General features: G+C 51.7%; 24 protein-coding genes. 13 read left to right on the top strand and 11 right to left on the bottom strand.

What is annotated here, in order from left to right; all coding sequences use genetic code 11:
• Positions 1–28: 28 nt before the first annotated feature.
• Complete coding sequence (locus E2I14_RS10495; RefSeq protein WP_133328183.1) at positions 29–898, top strand: hypothetical protein; 870 nt, start codon at positions 29–31, stop codon at positions 896–898.
• Between the two features lie 698 nt (positions 899–1,596).
• Here E2I14_RS10495 and E2I14_RS10485 read toward each other — a convergent pair.
• Genes E2I14_RS10485 through E2I14_RS10440 form a run of 10 tightly spaced genes read right to left on the bottom strand, consistent with a single transcriptional unit; the run spans position 1,597 to position 8,388 of the window.
• Entirely contained in the window at positions 1,597–1,953 is a 357-nt protein-coding gene (locus tag E2I14_RS10485) for a Mor transcription activator family protein (RefSeq protein WP_133328179.1), read from the bottom strand.
• Positions 1,950–2,507, bottom strand: coding sequence for a gp16 family protein (locus E2I14_RS10480; RefSeq protein WP_133328177.1), 558 nt, complete (start codon positions 2,505–2,507; stop codon positions 1,950–1,952). Before E2I14_RS10480 ends, E2I14_RS10485 begins: the two co-directional genes overlap by 4 nt.
• The gene (locus tag E2I14_RS10475; RefSeq protein ID WP_133328175.1) at positions 2,507–3,127 is read right to left on the bottom strand and encodes a DUF3164 family protein; all 621 of its coding nucleotides are present in this window, start codon (positions 3,125–3,127) and stop codon (positions 2,507–2,509) included. Before E2I14_RS10475 ends, E2I14_RS10480 begins: the two co-directional genes overlap by 1 nt.
• Before the next feature lie 30 nt (positions 3,128–3,157).
• Positions 3,158–3,397, bottom strand: a complete 240-nt coding sequence (locus E2I14_RS10470) for a hypothetical protein (protein ID WP_133328173.1) — start codon at positions 3,395–3,397, stop codon at positions 3,158–3,160.
• 17 nt (positions 3,398–3,414) lie between these two features.
• On the bottom strand, positions 3,415–3,609 hold the full coding sequence (locus tag E2I14_RS10465) for a hypothetical protein (RefSeq protein WP_133328171.1): 195 nt from the start codon (positions 3,607–3,609) through the stop codon (positions 3,415–3,417).
• Positions 3,610–3,611: 2 nt separating this feature from the next.
• On the bottom strand, positions 3,612–4,844 hold the full coding sequence (locus E2I14_RS10460; protein ID WP_133328169.1) for an ExeA family protein: 1,233 nt from the start codon (positions 4,842–4,844) through the stop codon (positions 3,612–3,614).
• Positions 4,845–4,875: 31 nt separating this feature from the next.
• The gene (locus tag E2I14_RS10455) at positions 4,876–6,666 is read right to left on the bottom strand and encodes a DDE-type integrase/transposase/recombinase (RefSeq protein ID WP_133328167.1); all 1,791 of its coding nucleotides are present in this window, start codon (positions 6,664–6,666) and stop codon (positions 4,876–4,878) included.
• 1 nt (position 6,667) lies between these two features.
• Positions 6,668–7,573: a DUF3102 domain-containing protein gene (locus E2I14_RS10450; RefSeq protein ID WP_206105623.1), complete on the bottom strand. Its 906-nt coding sequence runs from the start codon at positions 7,571–7,573 to the stop codon at positions 6,668–6,670.
• Positions 7,574–7,590: 17 nt separating this feature from the next.
• On the bottom strand, positions 7,591–7,902 hold the full coding sequence (locus E2I14_RS10445; RefSeq protein WP_133328163.1) for an IclR family transcriptional regulator: 312 nt from the start codon (positions 7,900–7,902) through the stop codon (positions 7,591–7,593).
• Between the two features lie 3 nt (positions 7,903–7,905).
• Entirely contained in the window at positions 7,906–8,388 is a 483-nt protein-coding gene (locus tag E2I14_RS10440; RefSeq protein ID WP_133328161.1) for a hypothetical protein, read from the bottom strand.
• 113 nt (positions 8,389–8,501) lie between these two features.
• Between E2I14_RS10440 and E2I14_RS10435 the strand changes: the two genes are divergently transcribed.
• On the top strand, positions 8,502–8,783 hold the full coding sequence (locus E2I14_RS10435; protein WP_133328159.1) for a hypothetical protein: 282 nt from the start codon (positions 8,502–8,504) through the stop codon (positions 8,781–8,783).
• A 9-nt stretch (positions 8,784–8,792) separates the two neighbouring features.
• On the opposite strand, the gene E2I14_RS10430 is transcribed toward E2I14_RS10435, so the two are convergent.
• The gene (locus E2I14_RS10430; RefSeq protein ID WP_133328157.1) at positions 8,793–9,002 is read right to left on the bottom strand and encodes a DNA-binding protein; all 210 of its coding nucleotides are present in this window, start codon (positions 9,000–9,002) and stop codon (positions 8,793–8,795) included.
• A gap of 115 nt (positions 9,003–9,117) precedes the next feature.
• Here E2I14_RS10430 and E2I14_RS10425 point away from each other — a divergent pair, with 115 nt between their 5' ends.
• The 11 genes from E2I14_RS10425 to E2I14_RS10375 all read left to right on the top strand — a co-directional run bounded on the left by E2I14_RS10425 (position 9,118) and on the right by E2I14_RS10375 (position 14,983).
• Positions 9,118–9,555 carry a helix-turn-helix transcriptional regulator gene (locus E2I14_RS10425; protein ID WP_133328155.1) on the top strand — a complete coding sequence of 146 codons (438 nt, stop codon included), beginning with the start codon at positions 9,118–9,120 and terminating at the stop codon, positions 9,553–9,555.
• A 201-nt stretch (positions 9,556–9,756) separates the two neighbouring features.
• Complete coding sequence (locus E2I14_RS10420) at positions 9,757–10,848, top strand: DUF262 domain-containing protein (RefSeq protein WP_133328153.1); 1,092 nt, start codon at positions 9,757–9,759, stop codon at positions 10,846–10,848.
• Positions 10,849–10,854: 6 nt separating this feature from the next.
• Positions 10,855–11,364: a hypothetical protein gene (locus tag E2I14_RS10415; RefSeq protein ID WP_133328151.1), complete on the top strand. Its 510-nt coding sequence runs from the start codon at positions 10,855–10,857 to the stop codon at positions 11,362–11,364.
• A gap of 163 nt (positions 11,365–11,527) precedes the next feature.
• A complete protein-coding gene (locus tag E2I14_RS10410; protein ID WP_133328149.1) occupies positions 11,528–11,938 on the top strand; it encodes a hypothetical protein in 411 nt (136 codons plus the stop codon).
• 113 nt (positions 11,939–12,051) lie between these two features.
• Positions 12,052–12,423, top strand: a complete 372-nt coding sequence (locus tag E2I14_RS10405; RefSeq protein WP_133328147.1) for a putative holin — start codon at positions 12,052–12,054, stop codon at positions 12,421–12,423.
• Positions 12,423–13,046, top strand: coding sequence for a transglycosylase SLT domain-containing protein (locus E2I14_RS10400; RefSeq protein ID WP_133328145.1), 624 nt, complete (start codon positions 12,423–12,425; stop codon positions 13,044–13,046). The genes E2I14_RS10405 and E2I14_RS10400 overlap by 1 nt, the downstream gene beginning before the upstream one ends.
• Complete coding sequence (locus E2I14_RS10395) at positions 13,043–13,468, top strand: hypothetical protein (RefSeq protein ID WP_133328143.1); 426 nt, start codon at positions 13,043–13,045, stop codon at positions 13,466–13,468. Before E2I14_RS10400 ends, E2I14_RS10395 begins: the two co-directional genes overlap by 4 nt.
• A 95-nt stretch (positions 13,469–13,563) precedes the next feature.
• Entirely contained in the window at positions 13,564–13,809 is a 246-nt protein-coding gene (locus tag E2I14_RS10390) for a TraR/DksA C4-type zinc finger protein (protein ID WP_133328141.1), read from the top strand.
• Positions 13,809–14,111: a DUF2730 domain-containing protein gene (locus tag E2I14_RS10385; protein ID WP_206105622.1), complete on the top strand. Its 303-nt coding sequence runs from the start codon at positions 13,809–13,811 to the stop codon at positions 14,109–14,111. Before E2I14_RS10390 ends, E2I14_RS10385 begins: the two co-directional genes overlap by 1 nt.
• A gap of 24 nt (positions 14,112–14,135) precedes the next feature.
• Complete coding sequence (locus E2I14_RS10380; RefSeq protein WP_133328139.1) at positions 14,136–14,429, top strand: VpaChn25_0724 family phage protein; 294 nt, start codon at positions 14,136–14,138, stop codon at positions 14,427–14,429.
• A 2-nt stretch (positions 14,430–14,431) separates the two neighbouring features.
• On the top strand, positions 14,432–14,983 hold the full coding sequence (locus E2I14_RS10375) for a phage protein Gp27 family protein (protein WP_133328137.1): 552 nt from the start codon (positions 14,432–14,434) through the stop codon (positions 14,981–14,983).
• The last annotated feature ends 1 nt before the right edge of the window (position 14,984 follow it).

The following is a 14,984-nucleotide window of genomic DNA, read 5'->3' as shown; positions in this document are numbered from 1 at the left end:
CAATTTAAATTTGAGGAACTTTAATTTAATGAAGAAATTAATCCAGTATTTGTTCGTACTTCTTATTTTTGTCAGTTTTTGGGGTGTTGCACCGTGCCAAGCGCAAGAAAATCTCAGCGTTAGTGATTTCCTGTTGAATACAGGCGTAGATCAAAGCGTGACCACTAAAATTTCCAAAGAGTCACCAGAAATCGAGCGGCGCAATCAGCTACCAAGAAAAATCGTAACTGAAGCTACTGCTTACACGAATTCGCCACAACTAGGCAACGTGAACGTTCGCAAAGAGGAACAGACAATTTCGCAGCTTCAAGGCGGATTAATATACTCAGCCGTAATGGTCCATATTCCATCACCAAACATACCGTCCGGCATATCAATTTACATGCAAAACATTTCTTACCTTGGTTTGGTTGTAGTTGGAACTTCGGTAACTTCAGGAATTAAGGTCGATAATGGACTCCAAGCGTTCGGGTTGATTGGGGCATTGCTTGGGATTCCGAAGATCCCTATGCCATTCTCAACTTCCAACACAAAGACTTTTGCCCACACCGAGGGATTAAAAACGTTGGACCTTAATTTAGCGCAGGCAGCCAGCCCTGCAGTCGGCCAACAATGGCGATTTTCCACGTCCAAAGACATTCGGATCGAACCGGGCCATAAATCAATTTCACAACATTTATCTATGGAATGCGAAACAACTGAAAAGGTGGAAGCTAGCACTATTCATCCAAGTTTTTCAGGTAGTGCCCAGTTGATCACATGCGTCGGTAAAGCGGACAATGGCAATGATTTGGTCCGTAACTATGCATTTCTTGAAGACTACAAATGGTATTTTACGACTAGTTCCAGCATTGGTCAGAATAAAACAGATTACGTAATTAAAGAACTCGAAATGTAACTACAGTCTTTAGCCTGGCAGATTGAGAGGAACTGAGATAAACAGATATTAATTGCCGATATAAATACCGAAATTAAACGGTAAATATCGGCACGTATCGAAATGAATTGTAAAAAGATTACATTATTGATAGCGCCGAACCAGCTTAATTTTTAGCCGCAAGTAAATTCGTCGTATCCTCGATATGTCGCTGTTAAACCCGATGACGCAGGTTTCACTTCCGGCTGTTACGGCGTAGGCCGCTATTTGGCGATTCTTTAGCTTTACTTCCGAGACCGAAAATATATCGCCGCGCTGCCCGAATTCTGCTTTCCCGATGATGCTCCACATATCACCTTCATCAGGGTAAATTTCATTATAACCATCCAGAAGCGAGATTCGTCGACCCAATTTGTCGACAAACCCGTAGTCGCTCAGCGTCACCTTATGGTCGCAACAGCTAGTGACATAAGCCTTCGCCAGGTCCTGTCTGTGGCCGCAGATAACCAAAATTAACTTTAATCTTATCGGCCTTAGCCCTATAGGTCCAAACTAGGTTTACCAGCGAACAGAGGGCAGCAATGATCGCCCCAACAAAAGTCCCCCAAGGACCAATTTCCTTAATATCAAAAATCACCAAATCCTCGCCGATAGTATTGTCATATTAAAATAATATCTCAATTGAAATACCAAAGCGCGCAAAACTTAGAGCCCGTCCATCAAAACAACTTCCCTTGTCGCTTACTAATCTCCCGCTTCGTAACCCGCTCAATCAACTTCCGCATCCCACGCTCGGTCATATCAAATTTAATTGCCAGCGCATCATACGGCACCCCGCGCGCGAACTCCTGATAAATCACCATATCGCGATTACTCAACTTAAAGTGGTAATCCTTAGGAATAGTAATATTCTGACCGCCCCAATGCTGCGCCAAAAAATCAGCAATCGCCGTAGCGACCTGATCGGCCACGGCATCGTCAATACCGTGCTCGATCAAAATAGCCGTCCCGTGCGACGCCAAGTCAGATAACAACTCATGGCGCTTTTGCTCCATTCTGCTCAGAGTTACGCTCATTTCAACCCCTTCAAACGTTCCAAAAGCTGCTTAACAACCGCCTTAGTCAGCACCGCCGCCCCAAACCAATGCTCAGCCAGCACCGCAATATCAGGCGACGCCAAACGGCCGCCCGCATGCAACGCCGCCGCCAACCGCTTAGCCCGGCGCTCATCACGCCAACGCCATTGCTTAAGCTTCTCAATCGTCAATTGCCCCTGCTCAGCATCAAGCCACTGCAACGCATCCACACCCGTCTCCCGCTTCACCCAAGCGGCCAGCGCGGCCTCTCTGGCGTCATCCACATAGCCCAACTTATGCATCTCAATCCACATCCCGCGCAACATTTTGGACTGCAAATCATCCGCCTGCGCCCGATCTTTCGCCTTGGAACGCACCCTAAAGCCCGACCGCTTCATGTGTTCCAAAACCCGCTCCAATTGTGGCAACGTCATGTGCTTACTAGAACTAGGCAGTTCCAAGCCCGCCAACGCCGCCCGATACGTCGCGTCATCCAAGCCGAGCTGCGACTTAGCAATATGGATCAACTGAATCAACTGTGCACGGCTTCGCATCACAACGCCGCAATATCCAAACTAACAGGCGAGTACTGATCGGCTCCCTCAACCCGCTCATAAAAACGGATATACTCTTTCGACCCAATCACCTGCACCGACTCACCGATTGCCCGCATCGCCTGCAACCACTTCTCATCGACGATCTCCAAGCGGCGCAAGCCAAGCACCCGACCAGTAGAAATCCGACCCTCCTTATCCGTTTGAAAAGCATCCTGTACCAGCACCTTAATCTCATCGCTACTATTACGCGCCCACTCATTGATACACTCATCAATCAACGCCTTAGCCGCCTGCAAGCGCTCATCAAACTGAATATTTTCAGCCACCGTTAATTGAATCTTGTATTTCGAATCAAAGCTATACAGCGTCACATTGCCTTTTTTCCCACCCAAGCTCACCCCATATTGCTCGGCCGACAACTGAACAAACGCCCGCGAATCCTGCAGCACCGACACCTTAAATTTCGCCAACCTGATGCTCAACTCCTTCGCCCGTTCAACAATATCCACCACCAATTCATCCCGAATTTTATCTACAGGCTTAATCAGCGACTCCGGCACCAGCCGGCCCTGCGCATCGGTTCGATACCCACTTTGTGTTTCCAACGCAGCATCCATAAATACCTCCTAAAAAAATAGCACTAGCTACTACAAACCAATCGAATCAGCATCGCTGGCCGCAATGCTCTCGCCGTCCACCTTCGTCCACGTATCCGCCTCAATCATTGCCGGCGTCCAAGGCATGCCACCGAATGGCTTTAACGCCTCCTCAGCGCTCTCAAACGCAAGCTGCTCCGACAAATCAAACATCCCCTGCGAATAGACCACCGACGCACAAGCGATTGCCGCACTAACCAACTTCTCTAACGCCGCCTTATCCACTTCCATATTCACCTCTCAACCATTCATGCCAACCGAATCAACGCCGTGCGCAGCTCAGTACGGCGCTGCCCCAACACCTGAGAAGAATCCCGATGCAAGCGGCGTAGCTTCATCGTCTCCAACTCCGCCGCCAGCAGCAAAGCATCCATATTTTCCTGACGTCGCACCAAACTATTCAACCGCCACGTCAACCACCAACGCTTCATCATTCTCTTCATTCTCAAGCCCTCACAGCAGCGGCGATCAACTCGCCCGTAATTTTCGACGCCCCAATCTTCACCGCCTCATTCATCGCGCCCGCCACCAAATTATTAACGGCTAACGGATAACAAAGCGACTTCGACTTAGCCAACCGACCATTGCGCGTATCGTCCTTATCTGCGCGACGTAACCGATTCCGAATCTCCTCGACAGCGCTCGCCTCAAACAGCGCATCAAAATTCACATCCACGCGCGCAAACTTATGACGCAAATACGCCTCCACATGATTATCCAAAGGCGGCAGTTCAATCGTCTCGCAGCGCTGCACCACTTCGCGAACCTCAGGATTGCTCTCGCTCAACTTCCAGCGCAATTCCGTCTGACCAATCAACACAATCGCCAACAACTTTTTAAAACCTTCCTGCAACTCAAAGAAGCGCTTCAAATGCTTCAACGTAGGAATAGGTAAGCCGTGAGCCTCCTCAATCATCAACACATGAGTGCGACCGGTTTGCGCCGACGCCTTCAACAACTCATGCATCTGCTTAGCCCGCGCTTCGCCGCCGCGACGCGGCTTCGCATTCGGATCGATTGTCGTAATGATCGCCGCCGCAATATCAATCGACTTAATCACCTTACCCTTAGCGTCGTTATCCTCCAGCCCCAATACATAAGGCTCAATGACCGTAATGGGCTCATGGTTAGCATTAATCCACTCGATCAAATCGTGGCGTAACGTCGACTTACCCGCGCCCGATTCACCAATCACCGCCAACATGCCGCCATGTTTGGCCGTCTGGCGAATCGTCGCCCGCACATACCGAATGTCCTCGGACAAAAAAACATCGGCATCGCACGTCATCTCATCCGTAAACGGGTCGCGCGGAATCTTAAAACGTCGACGCGCCTCAGCGTTCAACGTGTGTTTTCGTAGTAACATATCGGAAGGCTCCTTTTCAATAGTGGAATCGTGCTCATCCAGCGTGCCACGTTCCGCCAAGTCTGTCGGCGCGCCGGATTCTTTAAATACATCAACGACGTCGTCATCGGTCGCGCCATGCGCAAACAAAAAACCAATAATCTGCGACGTCATAATTTCCTTGTCAGTCAAACGCGGCCACTCATCGTGATTCAAAATCAACGACAGCGTCCCCTGACTCATCGGCCGCCCATTCGCCAAGATCACCTTGGACGCCAAGGCCGCCTGCGGCAACCTAAGCCGACTCAATACCCGTTTCAATTTCAACGCCATAACAACCCCCAATCCACCCCAACTAATTCAACTAAACAGCCCGCAGCCCACCGCCGACCGCCATCGGCACAGCCACCGGCTTCAACAACATCTCAATCAACGCGTCCAATTGATCCTCCGGCACACCATCTGCATAACGCCCAGAAATAAAAGCATATTCCTCCTCCGACAAATGCCGCCCGATTGACTGCACAATCCGCAACATCGCCGCCGTCGCCGACAACACAGGCACATCAAATTGAACAGGATTAGTCACCTTTAGAGCCTCACCCAACCGCGGCAAATACGCCGGCATCGGCGTGTCGTTAATACGTTTAAACGGATCAATCCTCCCGCCAAACGGCAACGCCTTCGACTTCGCCATCTCCTTACGCGCCGCCTCGGCCGCCCGCACACTCTCGGTACCAGTCGCCAACATCTCCATTTCCTTGCGCGCCGACTGCGCTGGCGTATCCGCGTGGCGCTTATACTCATCACCAATGAGCGCCGCATTCACATCAAAGCCATACTCGTTTTTCTCCACCCGATCCAACACAAAATACACCTCATGCCCATCGTCCCCGATACCGATTGCTTGAGCCCCATCGGCGCGCCACGGATTACGACAGATCAATAATTTTTGCCCCACCAGCACATTCGGCATCTTAGCCACGTCCCACTCCGCGCCACGGAATTGCACCGTTAAATAGGTCGAAACAATCCGCTCCTGGGGAGCCGACACCGCCAACTCGCGCAACACTTCGAGCGGCGGCGCAATGCGTAATTGCTCGGGTCGAATCTGCATCCACCCCGCATAGCGAGTCTTACCCGTTCGCGAATGAATCGCCGTCGCATTAAAATGACGCATCCAACGCCACGCCAACTCATTTAACTGCTCGTAAGACTCCACGTTAAACAGGCGCAAGCCCGACTCAAACGACCGCTCAACCATGTCCTGCGCCTTCTCAACTTGCCCCTTGGCGCGCGGATTGTGCGGCTTATTAATTTGCACCCGAATTTGTAGCGCATGGCATAGATTTTTAAACACCGCCCCGGTATTGGCCGACCCAGGATCAAGCATGACCATGAACGGCACTCCATGAAAAGGGTCGCTATCCTTCGCCACCATCGCCGTATTCAACACCTCTGCCAAATTCGCCCCGGTCTCGCCGCCCGTCACATACATCACAAAAATAACCCCGCTAGTATGGTCAGTAACCACATAACGCCAACACGCATCGTCCATGGCCTTCTTCAAATTCGCCGGCTTGTTGGCATAAAATTCATGGTGCGTCATCACCTGCAATCCCGCCTTTTTATCGCCCTGCGCTACCCTCAAGTAATACAGAACGCAGCGGCTCGCATCGATCTGCCACACATGGTTAGGATGCTTAGACGCCAACCGGATAGCAGGCTCCGGTCGCAACACCTGATCCGGATGCAGGTTATACGTGCGCAACGCCCGACTAATCGCCGCCGTCGATAACGGCACCACTTCGCCGGTCGACATATCCGTGCGCGCCCCCACGATCAACTCATTCGCCCTCAACATATCAATCGTCTCCTCAACCGACTTCAAACGCTTACCGTTCTTACGCATGTGCTCAATCAATACCGCCGAAATCAACACCGCCTCATCGCGCGTTAATGCCGTCTTGCCCGAGTCCGAGCGCTGCTTACGGCGTCCAGTCACCGCCACATCCTTCAACTTACGGTGCAAGGTATTGCGTGAAATACCCAACTCCGCACACGCTGCGGCATAGATCTCCCCCTTAGCCCCTTTAGGCGCCGCGCGCGCAGACTGCGCCGTGGCGACCAAGCGCTCAATCATCGCCGCGCTCATGTCATTGCTCCGCTAAGGGCACCGACGCATCGCGCGCCCATTCCGGCAACGGATTACCGTCGGCGATCGCCTTAATACCGAGCTCACTACGCACCTCAACAATAGCCCGCTCCAACTGAGCAAAGATGCCGGCCATCACCTCATCGTGATTGGTCTCGTTTTCCAGCGCGTGCTCCTGCAGCGCCACGCAGCCAGCGCGAACCGAACCACGTATGTACGACTCCGCCGTCAACGCATGCGCCCCCGTTTCGCTGCGCAACTGCGCCGCAATATCGTCCTCATTAGGCGGCGCAATCCGCGCCTGTTTTGTTTTGAGCTTGTTGTATTTCGAGGTCGTCTCATTTAGCACCTCGGCCGTCGCACGATGCTCAGCGCGCTCCTCACGCAACGCCTCTTTCAACTCGCGACTAGTCATTCGATCAATCTCGTCCAAGGTCAGACCGGCAATCGTGCCGCCTTGCGTCAACGCAATCAGCTCGTCGTCGTCCTCCAGCATCAACTCATACAACTTGGTTTTACCCAAATGCGAAATCGCTTTCGCATTTGATTTCAATTTAGGCGACCAAAATTTAGCCGTCGCCTGCATAATTTTTTGCGCCGTCCGCTCGTGTAGACCCAAACGGTCCAGCATCTCCAAGAAAGTTCCATGCGGCTCGTTTTCCTTCATCAGAATCACGCGCTGGCCAGCTTCTAGCATCGCCTCCGCACTCTGCGTCATAAAGAACTGCGCCTCCTGAAAAACGCGCTCACGCTCATACGGCAACTCATAGCCCAATTGATCGCTAACTTGCTGCGACTGCCGCCCCAATACCGACATCGCACTAGCTCCCGCGGCCAATTGCTCGTCATCAATGTGCGCATCCAATTGTTCGATTTCTGTCGGCTTACTTGTCTTACGTCCCATCATCTTCTCCCGTTACCTAATTAATTACCGCCGCGCGTATAACGCTGCCGCGTCTCACTAATGCGCTGTTGCGCACGTTCCATTGCCTCCAACATCGCCAGCGCTTTTTGCGGCAGACGCGGCGTAAGCCGCCATCGATTCGTCTCCGTCTGCTCAGCCAACCCCGCCGTCTGCAAATTATCTAAATCACGCAAGGCAACGGGCGCTTTTACGCCCATCCACTTCGCCACGTCGGTCAATGTAGCCCCGTGCATCTCATGGCCAAATAGCAGCACCACCAATTTCAAAATCCGCTGCTGGCCCGCGTTGGTGTAATCCGTCTTCTGTCCCATGTCCTACTCCCCAAATTCAAATTCTGGCTGACCGTACTTAAGCACATTGGCATGATGAAAAGCCACCGTCTGCAAATGCGCGTACAACGCCTCCAGCGTCGCCACCGACTCCGCCTTGCCAGAATAAAAGTCCGTCAACAGCCCCAACGCCGTCGCAAAGCCCGCATGCAAATCCACCACATCGTCGGTCGATAAATCACGTCCAGTCGGCATCTCAATTAACAATTTATGGTCGTTAGCCGCCAACCAACCGGTAACAAAACTAATCCCACACGCGCTCTCATAAGCAGGAATCAACACCACCGGCATACGACCGTTCTCAATCCACTTATAGAGCGACCAATGATCGGCCAGACCCATCTTCGCCGCGATACCCTCGACCGAAAGGTTACGTCGCTGCTGCGCATACTCCTTACAAAGCAACATCGATTGCCGTAACGTATCGGGCTGCAGGCGTTTCCAATTGCGTCGTAGTTTTGCGCTCATAAACTATTTCTCTTAACTAATGTTTCCAAACAAATATTGCTTCTGGTACTATGCAAACAGATGTCCGACACCTAATCTGGCAGCTCCAAAACCAAGCAACCTAGGAGCGAAAGATGAGTGACCACGGACAAAATTTTGCAGAACTAGCCGGTCGACTTGAGGGCGCCGTGCGGTCTTTACTGTTACTCGCATCCACTCTAGAGATGAGCGGCGTTTTAGACGGACCACGCTACGCCGCCACAGTCGCACGGATTGCAGATCAATTGGCCTACAACGCACCCAGCCAGCCCGCCGCAAAAAGAACAATGCAAGAAATTGCGGCAGCGCTAAACGACAGTCGGCAGCGCAGAGCAAGGGTAAGCGCGCGGCAGGGAGCAGGTTGCCGATGGGCATGATCAACGCGATCACAAGGATTGGTCGGGCGACTGCTTCAAGCCCAGCTTGACCGCAATGTCGTGCGCAATACCGTAGTGCGCTTTATCGAAGCCATTGAGTACGCGTGACACAGCATTAGGTCGAAACTGGTTTTCCTTCGCCCACTGCGTCAGTGTTATCCCGCGCTCACGGAATTTCTTTTTAATCGAATCGGCTCTAGCCTGTTTTTCGGGTGTCATTGCGTCGACTCCTTTGTGCAAGTTGTTTAACAGTTGTTGCGGTGTAATTTGTGGTTAATTTGTTATTTGTTGCAGTAATTATGTGATCTATAGATCACTAAGTCAACCATTTTTTATGATTAATACATCACTTTTTGCTAACTGTTTGAAAGAGGAGCGCAAGCGCCTGGGACTAACGCAAGCCAACGCGGCCGAATTAGTGGGCGTCAATCGCGAAACATGGGGACGGTATGAGTCCGGCAAGATCATGCCAGGCACAGAAGTATTAATCGCCTTCACCTACGCCGGCGCCGACGCCAACTATCTGTTGACCGGCAACCGTAGCGGCGTCATCAGCACCAACGTTATCAATGAAATGCAAGCAGACGGCGTATTGCCGGGACAAATAATGCAAGAAGTCGCGCTAGGACAAACATCGGTCACTACCGAGCTTACCCAACGCGAGGCAGCATTAGTCGACCACTTTCGGAATTCCAGTAAGGAGGGACAAGCGGCATTAATGTCGACTGGGATTGCGCTGGCGCAATCGAAAAAATCAAAAGACGCTGCTTAGTTTGCTAATCACTTGCATTCCGCTTTTTAATTATTCTCAACACTTGGGCTTGCGTCTATAAACAATAAAGTTGCAATTTGTCATGTTCTAAATTATTGTCATCGCCTTGGATTTGAATCAGTGTCGAGCGCGAAGTAACCCAAACTTTTTGCTTGAAATCTACTTACTCATTAAGCAGTCATCACATACGCCGGAGGTACTTTGGAGCCACTAAATATTCTGGAAGAAGCCGAAAATAAAAGTTTCCAAGAGGATGACTTTCAAGATGTCCCGCCACAAGACATCGTCGCCTATAATGAACTTCGATCTTGTGCAGATCTGTTCCGCATGTACGAAGATGATTCATTAAATATTAGTCCAGCTTTTCAACGAGAGGTCGTGTGGAAAGGGCCAGCGCAGACGAGGTTTATTGATTCGTTAATTAAACAACTTCCAATCCCTAGTCTCTGTTTTTCCTACGATTACAAAAAAGAAGACTGGCAAGTTATTGATGGTCTCCAACGAATTTCTAGCGTAATTAAATTTTTATCCAAAGACTCTGAATGGGTGTTGTCAGCCTTAGAAGACGTCGATCAACGGATAGCCAATAAGAGTGTCGCAGAGTTTCACAAAAAGGGAACTGATTTAAATAAACTTAAACGGCGGATTGAGAATGCAATACTGCCCATAACAGTTTTACGTTGCGACCCTTCATTAGAGTCGCATAGCAATTATTTATTTACGATTTTCCATCGCTTAAACACTGGTGGAACAAAATTAAATAATCAGGAGATTCGGAATTGTATTTTTTCAGGGGAATTCAATAAGCTCTTAAGAGTATTAGACTCAGATCAAGATTGGTTGTCGATCAATAACTTAACGGCACCAACTGATGATCGATTTAAAAGGCAAGAGATGATTCTTAGATTTTTCTCCTTTTCCGATAACTTCGAAAATTATTCGGTCGGATTAGCTAAATTTCTAAATAACTACATGCGCTTAAACCGCAATTTGGGTCAAAACTCGATTGACGAGAAAAAACGATTATTCAAAAGAGTCGTAATAGCGATTCGAGAAAAATTAGGTAATACCATAAAAAATGAGCGCCTAAATTTATCGCTATTTGAGGCAGTTATGGTTGGATTTTCCCGCAATCTTGACAAGATTGAGACCTTAACCGAAGCTGAAGTCGTTGAAAAATTTCAAGCTCTTAGGTCACACGAAGAATTCGCCGAGGCAAAGCTTGTGGAGGGCCTTTCCAAGACAGCACGGGTTCATGGCCGCCTAAATGCAGCGATAGTTACTTTTCAATGAAATCTCATGATCCCGGTTACTTATATAAAACGAAACGCCGCTGCATTGGAGAAGCAATACAACAAATCTACCAAACAACTAATGACTATCCTGTACGCAAAGTTAGTCGTCATTGAGGTGGCTGGATGGGTTGAAATGTCTATGGACGAGCTAATTAAGCGAGCTGGAAAAACTATCAAAGAGCCTTTAAACATCAAGCATCTCGATTCCCAAATCATACAAAGGACATATGGATTCGAATATGACAAGCATTTTCGCTCAATGTTGATGAGGGTCATTGGTCTAGTAAGCGTTGAAGAATTGGAAGGCCGATTGAACGCTGGGACACACGCAAAAATGTTGGCAGCTATAAACTTACTTAAATCCGCCAGAGATTCGCTTGCTCATACTTATGTTGAGAACCCATCAAGTGGGCCTGGCTTTGCCGCTCCGTCTGTCGCCATGTCGTATCTTAATGACATTTACGCTGGTTTAAAGGATATTGAGACCAATATGAAAATCCTCAAATTAATTTAAAAAGCGCTCTGCGTCTGATGATAGGTTAAACATTTAACACGGGGCTCACAAAAGGCTATATTGAACTTTCCCACCAATCACCTATCCCAACACCAGCTAAGGCCACCCAATCGGGTGGCCTTTTCACATCACCACATCGCACTGGCGCGTACTAGGAGAAAAGATGAGCCCCACCTTAACCAAACTAATTTCGTTATCCGCATTAGCAGCACTCGCGGCCTGCAACAAACCAACCGTCCCGGTGATGGACAACGTCATCGCCAAATTAACCCAAACCGACGTCAGCGTGACCAACATACAAACGCCACCGCGTAACGGCAAAGGCCCCATGCCGTCAACCTTCAAAGAGCAAATTACCTTCAGCGTGACCGAAACCGCGCCCAAAGGCGGCCAAGTCTTCACCTGTGCCGAGCGCGCCCATTGCGACGCCTTATTTGCCTATTTCAACAGCCTCAAAGGCATTGCAGGTCCCTATCTCTACCAATCAAAAAGCGGCTTACTCGTCGCCCAATTCAATAGCGGCTTGGCGCCTGCCACCGCAGACAAATTACACAACGCCATTACCGAGTTTTAAGCACCACCAAGCGCGACGAGCGGCAGTCCTTTTGCCCTCGTTCATATGACACCCCAGCACCCAAATCGCACAATGGCTTATCACCGTAACCCATCGAGCGATTTGGAGCTGTCATGTTTTCCTACACCACACCAACCATCCCGTTATATCGGCGCGCACCGCGCGCCACAAGCTGGCTTCTCGTCGCATCAGTGCTGCTAACTGCCGTCGCATTGCTGTCACCGGTCCAAATTCCGGTCGCCCTATACAAGCTATCCTTGATCTCGTTAGCGGCGGCGGTGGGTTATTGGGTCGATCGCTCAATCTTCCCCTACAGCCGACCCGACGGCTACCTGCAAGAGGACTGGCGCTACGGCACCGACGAACCGGCCTACCAAGTCGATTTCGCCGTCGTCGACGGCTACCGATATGTATTTGCCGCCGCCATGCTTAGGCGCGCCATCGTCGTTGCCGCCGTCGTTATTGGCGTAGCGTTAGGGCTGTAATGAACGCCTCATCCCGCCAGTTAGGGCGCATCCTGATTGCACTGCTGATCCCCGCAACTTCTTTTGCTCAGGTCCCCCATGCCGCCAACCCATACCGCGCCGAACTAACCCGTACCGCGCGCATGGTATGGGGCATGGACGCACCGGTCGCCACCTTCGCCGCCCAAATCCACCAAGAATCGGCGTGGCGACCCGATGCAGTGTCTCGCGTTGGCGCGCAAGGCATGGCGCAGTTTATGCCAGCCACCACACAATGGATCGCCGCGCTCTATCCGCAATCCCTAGCCAACGCGCAACCGTTCAACCCAGCATGGGCAATGCGCGCCATGCTGCACTACGACCGCTGGCTCTACCAACGCGTCACTGGCACCGACGAGTGCAACCGCATGGCCTTTACCTTATCGTCCTATAACGGCGGCCTAGGCTGGGCGCAGCGCGACGCCAAGTTAGCCGCAGCCCAAGGGCGTAATGCATCGCAATGGTTCAATGCCGTCGAGCTCGTCAACGCAGGCAGATCGCCCGCCAACTGGCAAGAAAATCGCCACTACCCGCGGCGTATCTTGCTCAAGCACGAGCCCATCTATTACGCCGCGGGCTGGGGCCAAGGAGCGTGTCAATCGTGAGCAAAACATTTTGGATCACCATCGCCGCGGCCCTGATCGTATTTTGCCTAGGAGCCGGCGCAGGTTGGGTCGCCGGCAGTATCGATGGCCGCGCCGTCGGACGCCAACTAGAACGCGCCGACCAATCGAGCAAAACCATCACCGACATTACCGCCATCGTCGACGCGCATAAAAAATTAATCGCCGACGCCAACGCGGCCAGTCGCGCCATGCGCGCCGCGCTAGCCGCACGCAGCGCCACCGACGACGACGCAACAAAGGAGCTAACCAATGCGCTTACACAAACTGCCGCCAACCGTGTTGATTGCCGCTTTGATGACAACGTCATGCGCCAACTTAACGCCGCCCGTGACCGCGCTGCCACCAGCAGTGCCAGCGGAATACGCTACCCGCTGTCCAACGCCACCAGCGCCAGCCAGTAACCACGCCGACGACATCGCGCTAGCGCTAAAACTAACCTACGACCTGTACGGCATCTGCGCCGGCAGGATGATTGATTTCTTGAACTGGATAGACCGTGAGTGACCCACTAGACATCGCCTCTGAGCGAGAGCAATTTATCCGCCAATTGGCGCTAGACACCCAACGCCAACGCAGCCACACCGCCGGCAAAACGGCCGCCGATTCCGCCGAATTTTGCACCGTCGATGAATGCGGCGCGCCCATACCCGAGGCCCGCCGCCAAGCCGTGCCAGGCTGTCGCCATTGCGTCGATTGCCAGCAACGATTAGAACGCCAACGCACTCAAATCTGGAACCGCTAATGACGCTAGACCAACTCCAGTTCGGCCTGCAAGAAATGCAAACCGGCGTCATGCTAGTCATCGGCATCTATACGTGGGTGATCGGCCGTTATTCGGCCACCGCCAAGGAGGTTATGGAGCTGCAATTACGCATCTTGAGCCTAGAGGAAAAAATCCGCCATCTGCCCGACATTAACGTTGTCCAAGAATTAGCCGGCGATATGAAGTCCATGCAAAGCCAACTGCAAGCCTTGCGCGACAGCATCACGCCGCTCACTCGCAGCGTAGACCGCGTCAATGACTACCTACTTAACCACAAGTAACCCCCATCAATTAGAGACGCCACCATGCCTAATTTTGCCGATTATTTACGCCGCGATATTCGCCTATTGATTCTACGCGTACTCGCCGAATTACCCGCCATGAAAGCCAACTCCAGCGTACTGCGCATGGCCCTAGAGCGCTTTGGCCACGCCATCACCCGCGATCAAGTCAAAACCGAACTGCGCTGGCTAGAAGAGCAAGGCCTCGTAACAATAGAAGACCTTGACGCCGTGCTAGTAGCCACGTTGACCGAGCGCGGCACCGACGCAGCCCGCGGCCGCTCGCAAGTCCCCGGCGTGGCCAAGCCCGGAGCATAACCGTGGGCCGCAAATCCAACATCAAGAAACTAGCGCCCGACGTCCGCGCCCACCTAGAAAAGCTACTACGCCAAGACCGGCTCACGCTAGACGAACTCATCGCCAACCTGCGGCAAACCTTTCCCGAGGTCGACACTCCCAGCCGCTCCAGCATCCACCGCTACAAAGCAGGCTTTGACGAAATGGTCGGCCGCATGCGCGAAATCGACACCGCTGCCGGCGCCTTAGTCGATGAATTGGGCGACGGCATGGGCGACAAAGCCGGCGCGTTATTAGCCCAAGCGGTCACCACCTTAGCTACCAACGCCGCCCTCAATGCGCACGACCGCGACGACGTCAGCGTCAAAGAAATTAGTGAACTCGCCCGCGCCGCGCGCGCCGCCATGCAAGCCCGCACCATGAGCATCAAAGAGCGCCAAGAAATTGAGAAAGCCGCCGAACTAAAACTACTCAAAGCCCAACAAAATAAGCTAGACACACTAGCAAAAACAGGCGCATTAGCGCCAGAGACACTGCAACGCATACGTGAAGAAATTTACGGCATCACAGGATAAA

It is taken from the genome of Sapientia aquatica (assembly GCF_004358105.1).
GTDB lineage: Bacteria > Pseudomonadota > Gammaproteobacteria > Burkholderiales > Burkholderiaceae_D > Solimicrobium > Solimicrobium aquaticum.
The sequence above is the reverse complement of the archived record's forward strand: the minus strand, read 5'-3'. Positions and strand labels throughout refer to the sequence as shown.

Bases quoted from the DNA above. Each gene is read 5' to 3' on its own strand.
- E2I14_RS10495 (WP_133328183.1), top strand. From the start codon at position 29: ATGAAGAAATTAATCCAGTATTTGTTCGTACTTCTTATTTTTGTCAGT.
- E2I14_RS10485 (WP_133328179.1), bottom strand. From the start codon at position 1,953: ATGAGCGTAACTCTGAGCAGAATGGAGCAAAAGCGCCATGAGTTGTTA.
- E2I14_RS10480 (WP_133328177.1), bottom strand. From the start codon at position 2,507: ATGCGAAGCCGTGCACAGTTGATTCAGTTGATCCATATTGCTAAGTCG.
- E2I14_RS10475 (WP_133328175.1), bottom strand. From the start codon at position 3,127: ATGGATGCTGCGTTGGAAACACAAAGTGGGTATCGAACCGATGCGCAG.
- E2I14_RS10470 (WP_133328173.1), bottom strand. From the start codon at position 3,397: ATGGAAGTGGATAAGGCGGCGTTAGAGAAGTTGGTTAGTGCGGCAATC.
- E2I14_RS10465 (WP_133328171.1), bottom strand. From the start codon at position 3,609: ATGAAGAGAATGATGAAGCGTTGGTGGTTGACGTGGCGGTTGAATAGT.
- E2I14_RS10460 (WP_133328169.1), bottom strand. From the start codon at position 4,844: ATGGCGTTGAAATTGAAACGGGTATTGAGTCGGCTTAGGTTGCCGCAG.
- E2I14_RS10455 (WP_133328167.1), bottom strand. From the start codon at position 6,666: ATGAGCGCGGCGATGATTGAGCGCTTGGTCGCCACGGCGCAGTCTGCG.
- E2I14_RS10450 (WP_206105623.1), bottom strand. From the start codon at position 7,573: ATGATGGGACGTAAGACAAGTAAGCCGACAGAAATCGAACAATTGGAT.
- E2I14_RS10445 (WP_133328163.1), bottom strand. From the start codon at position 7,902: ATGGGACAGAAGACGGATTACACCAACGCGGGCCAGCAGCGGATTTTG.
- E2I14_RS10440 (WP_133328161.1), bottom strand. From the start codon at position 8,388: ATGAGCGCAAAACTACGACGCAATTGGAAACGCCTGCAGCCCGATACG.
- E2I14_RS10435 (WP_133328159.1), top strand. From the start codon at position 8,502: ATGAGTGACCACGGACAAAATTTTGCAGAACTAGCCGGTCGACTTGAG.
- E2I14_RS10430 (WP_133328157.1), bottom strand. From the start codon at position 9,002: ATGACACCCGAAAAACAGGCTAGAGCCGATTCGATTAAAAAGAAATTC.
- E2I14_RS10425 (WP_133328155.1), top strand. From the start codon at position 9,118: ATGATTAATACATCACTTTTTGCTAACTGTTTGAAAGAGGAGCGCAAG.
- E2I14_RS10415 (WP_133328151.1), top strand. From the start codon at position 10,855: ATGATCCCGGTTACTTATATAAAACGAAACGCCGCTGCATTGGAGAAG.
- E2I14_RS10410 (WP_133328149.1), top strand. From the start codon at position 11,528: ATGAGCCCCACCTTAACCAAACTAATTTCGTTATCCGCATTAGCAGCA.
- E2I14_RS10405 (WP_133328147.1), top strand. From the start codon at position 12,052: ATGTTTTCCTACACCACACCAACCATCCCGTTATATCGGCGCGCACCG.
- E2I14_RS10400 (WP_133328145.1), top strand. From the start codon at position 12,423: ATGAACGCCTCATCCCGCCAGTTAGGGCGCATCCTGATTGCACTGCTG.
- E2I14_RS10385 (WP_206105622.1), top strand. From the start codon at position 13,809: ATGACGCTAGACCAACTCCAGTTCGGCCTGCAAGAAATGCAAACCGGC.
- E2I14_RS10380 (WP_133328139.1), top strand. From the start codon at position 14,136: ATGCCTAATTTTGCCGATTATTTACGCCGCGATATTCGCCTATTGATT.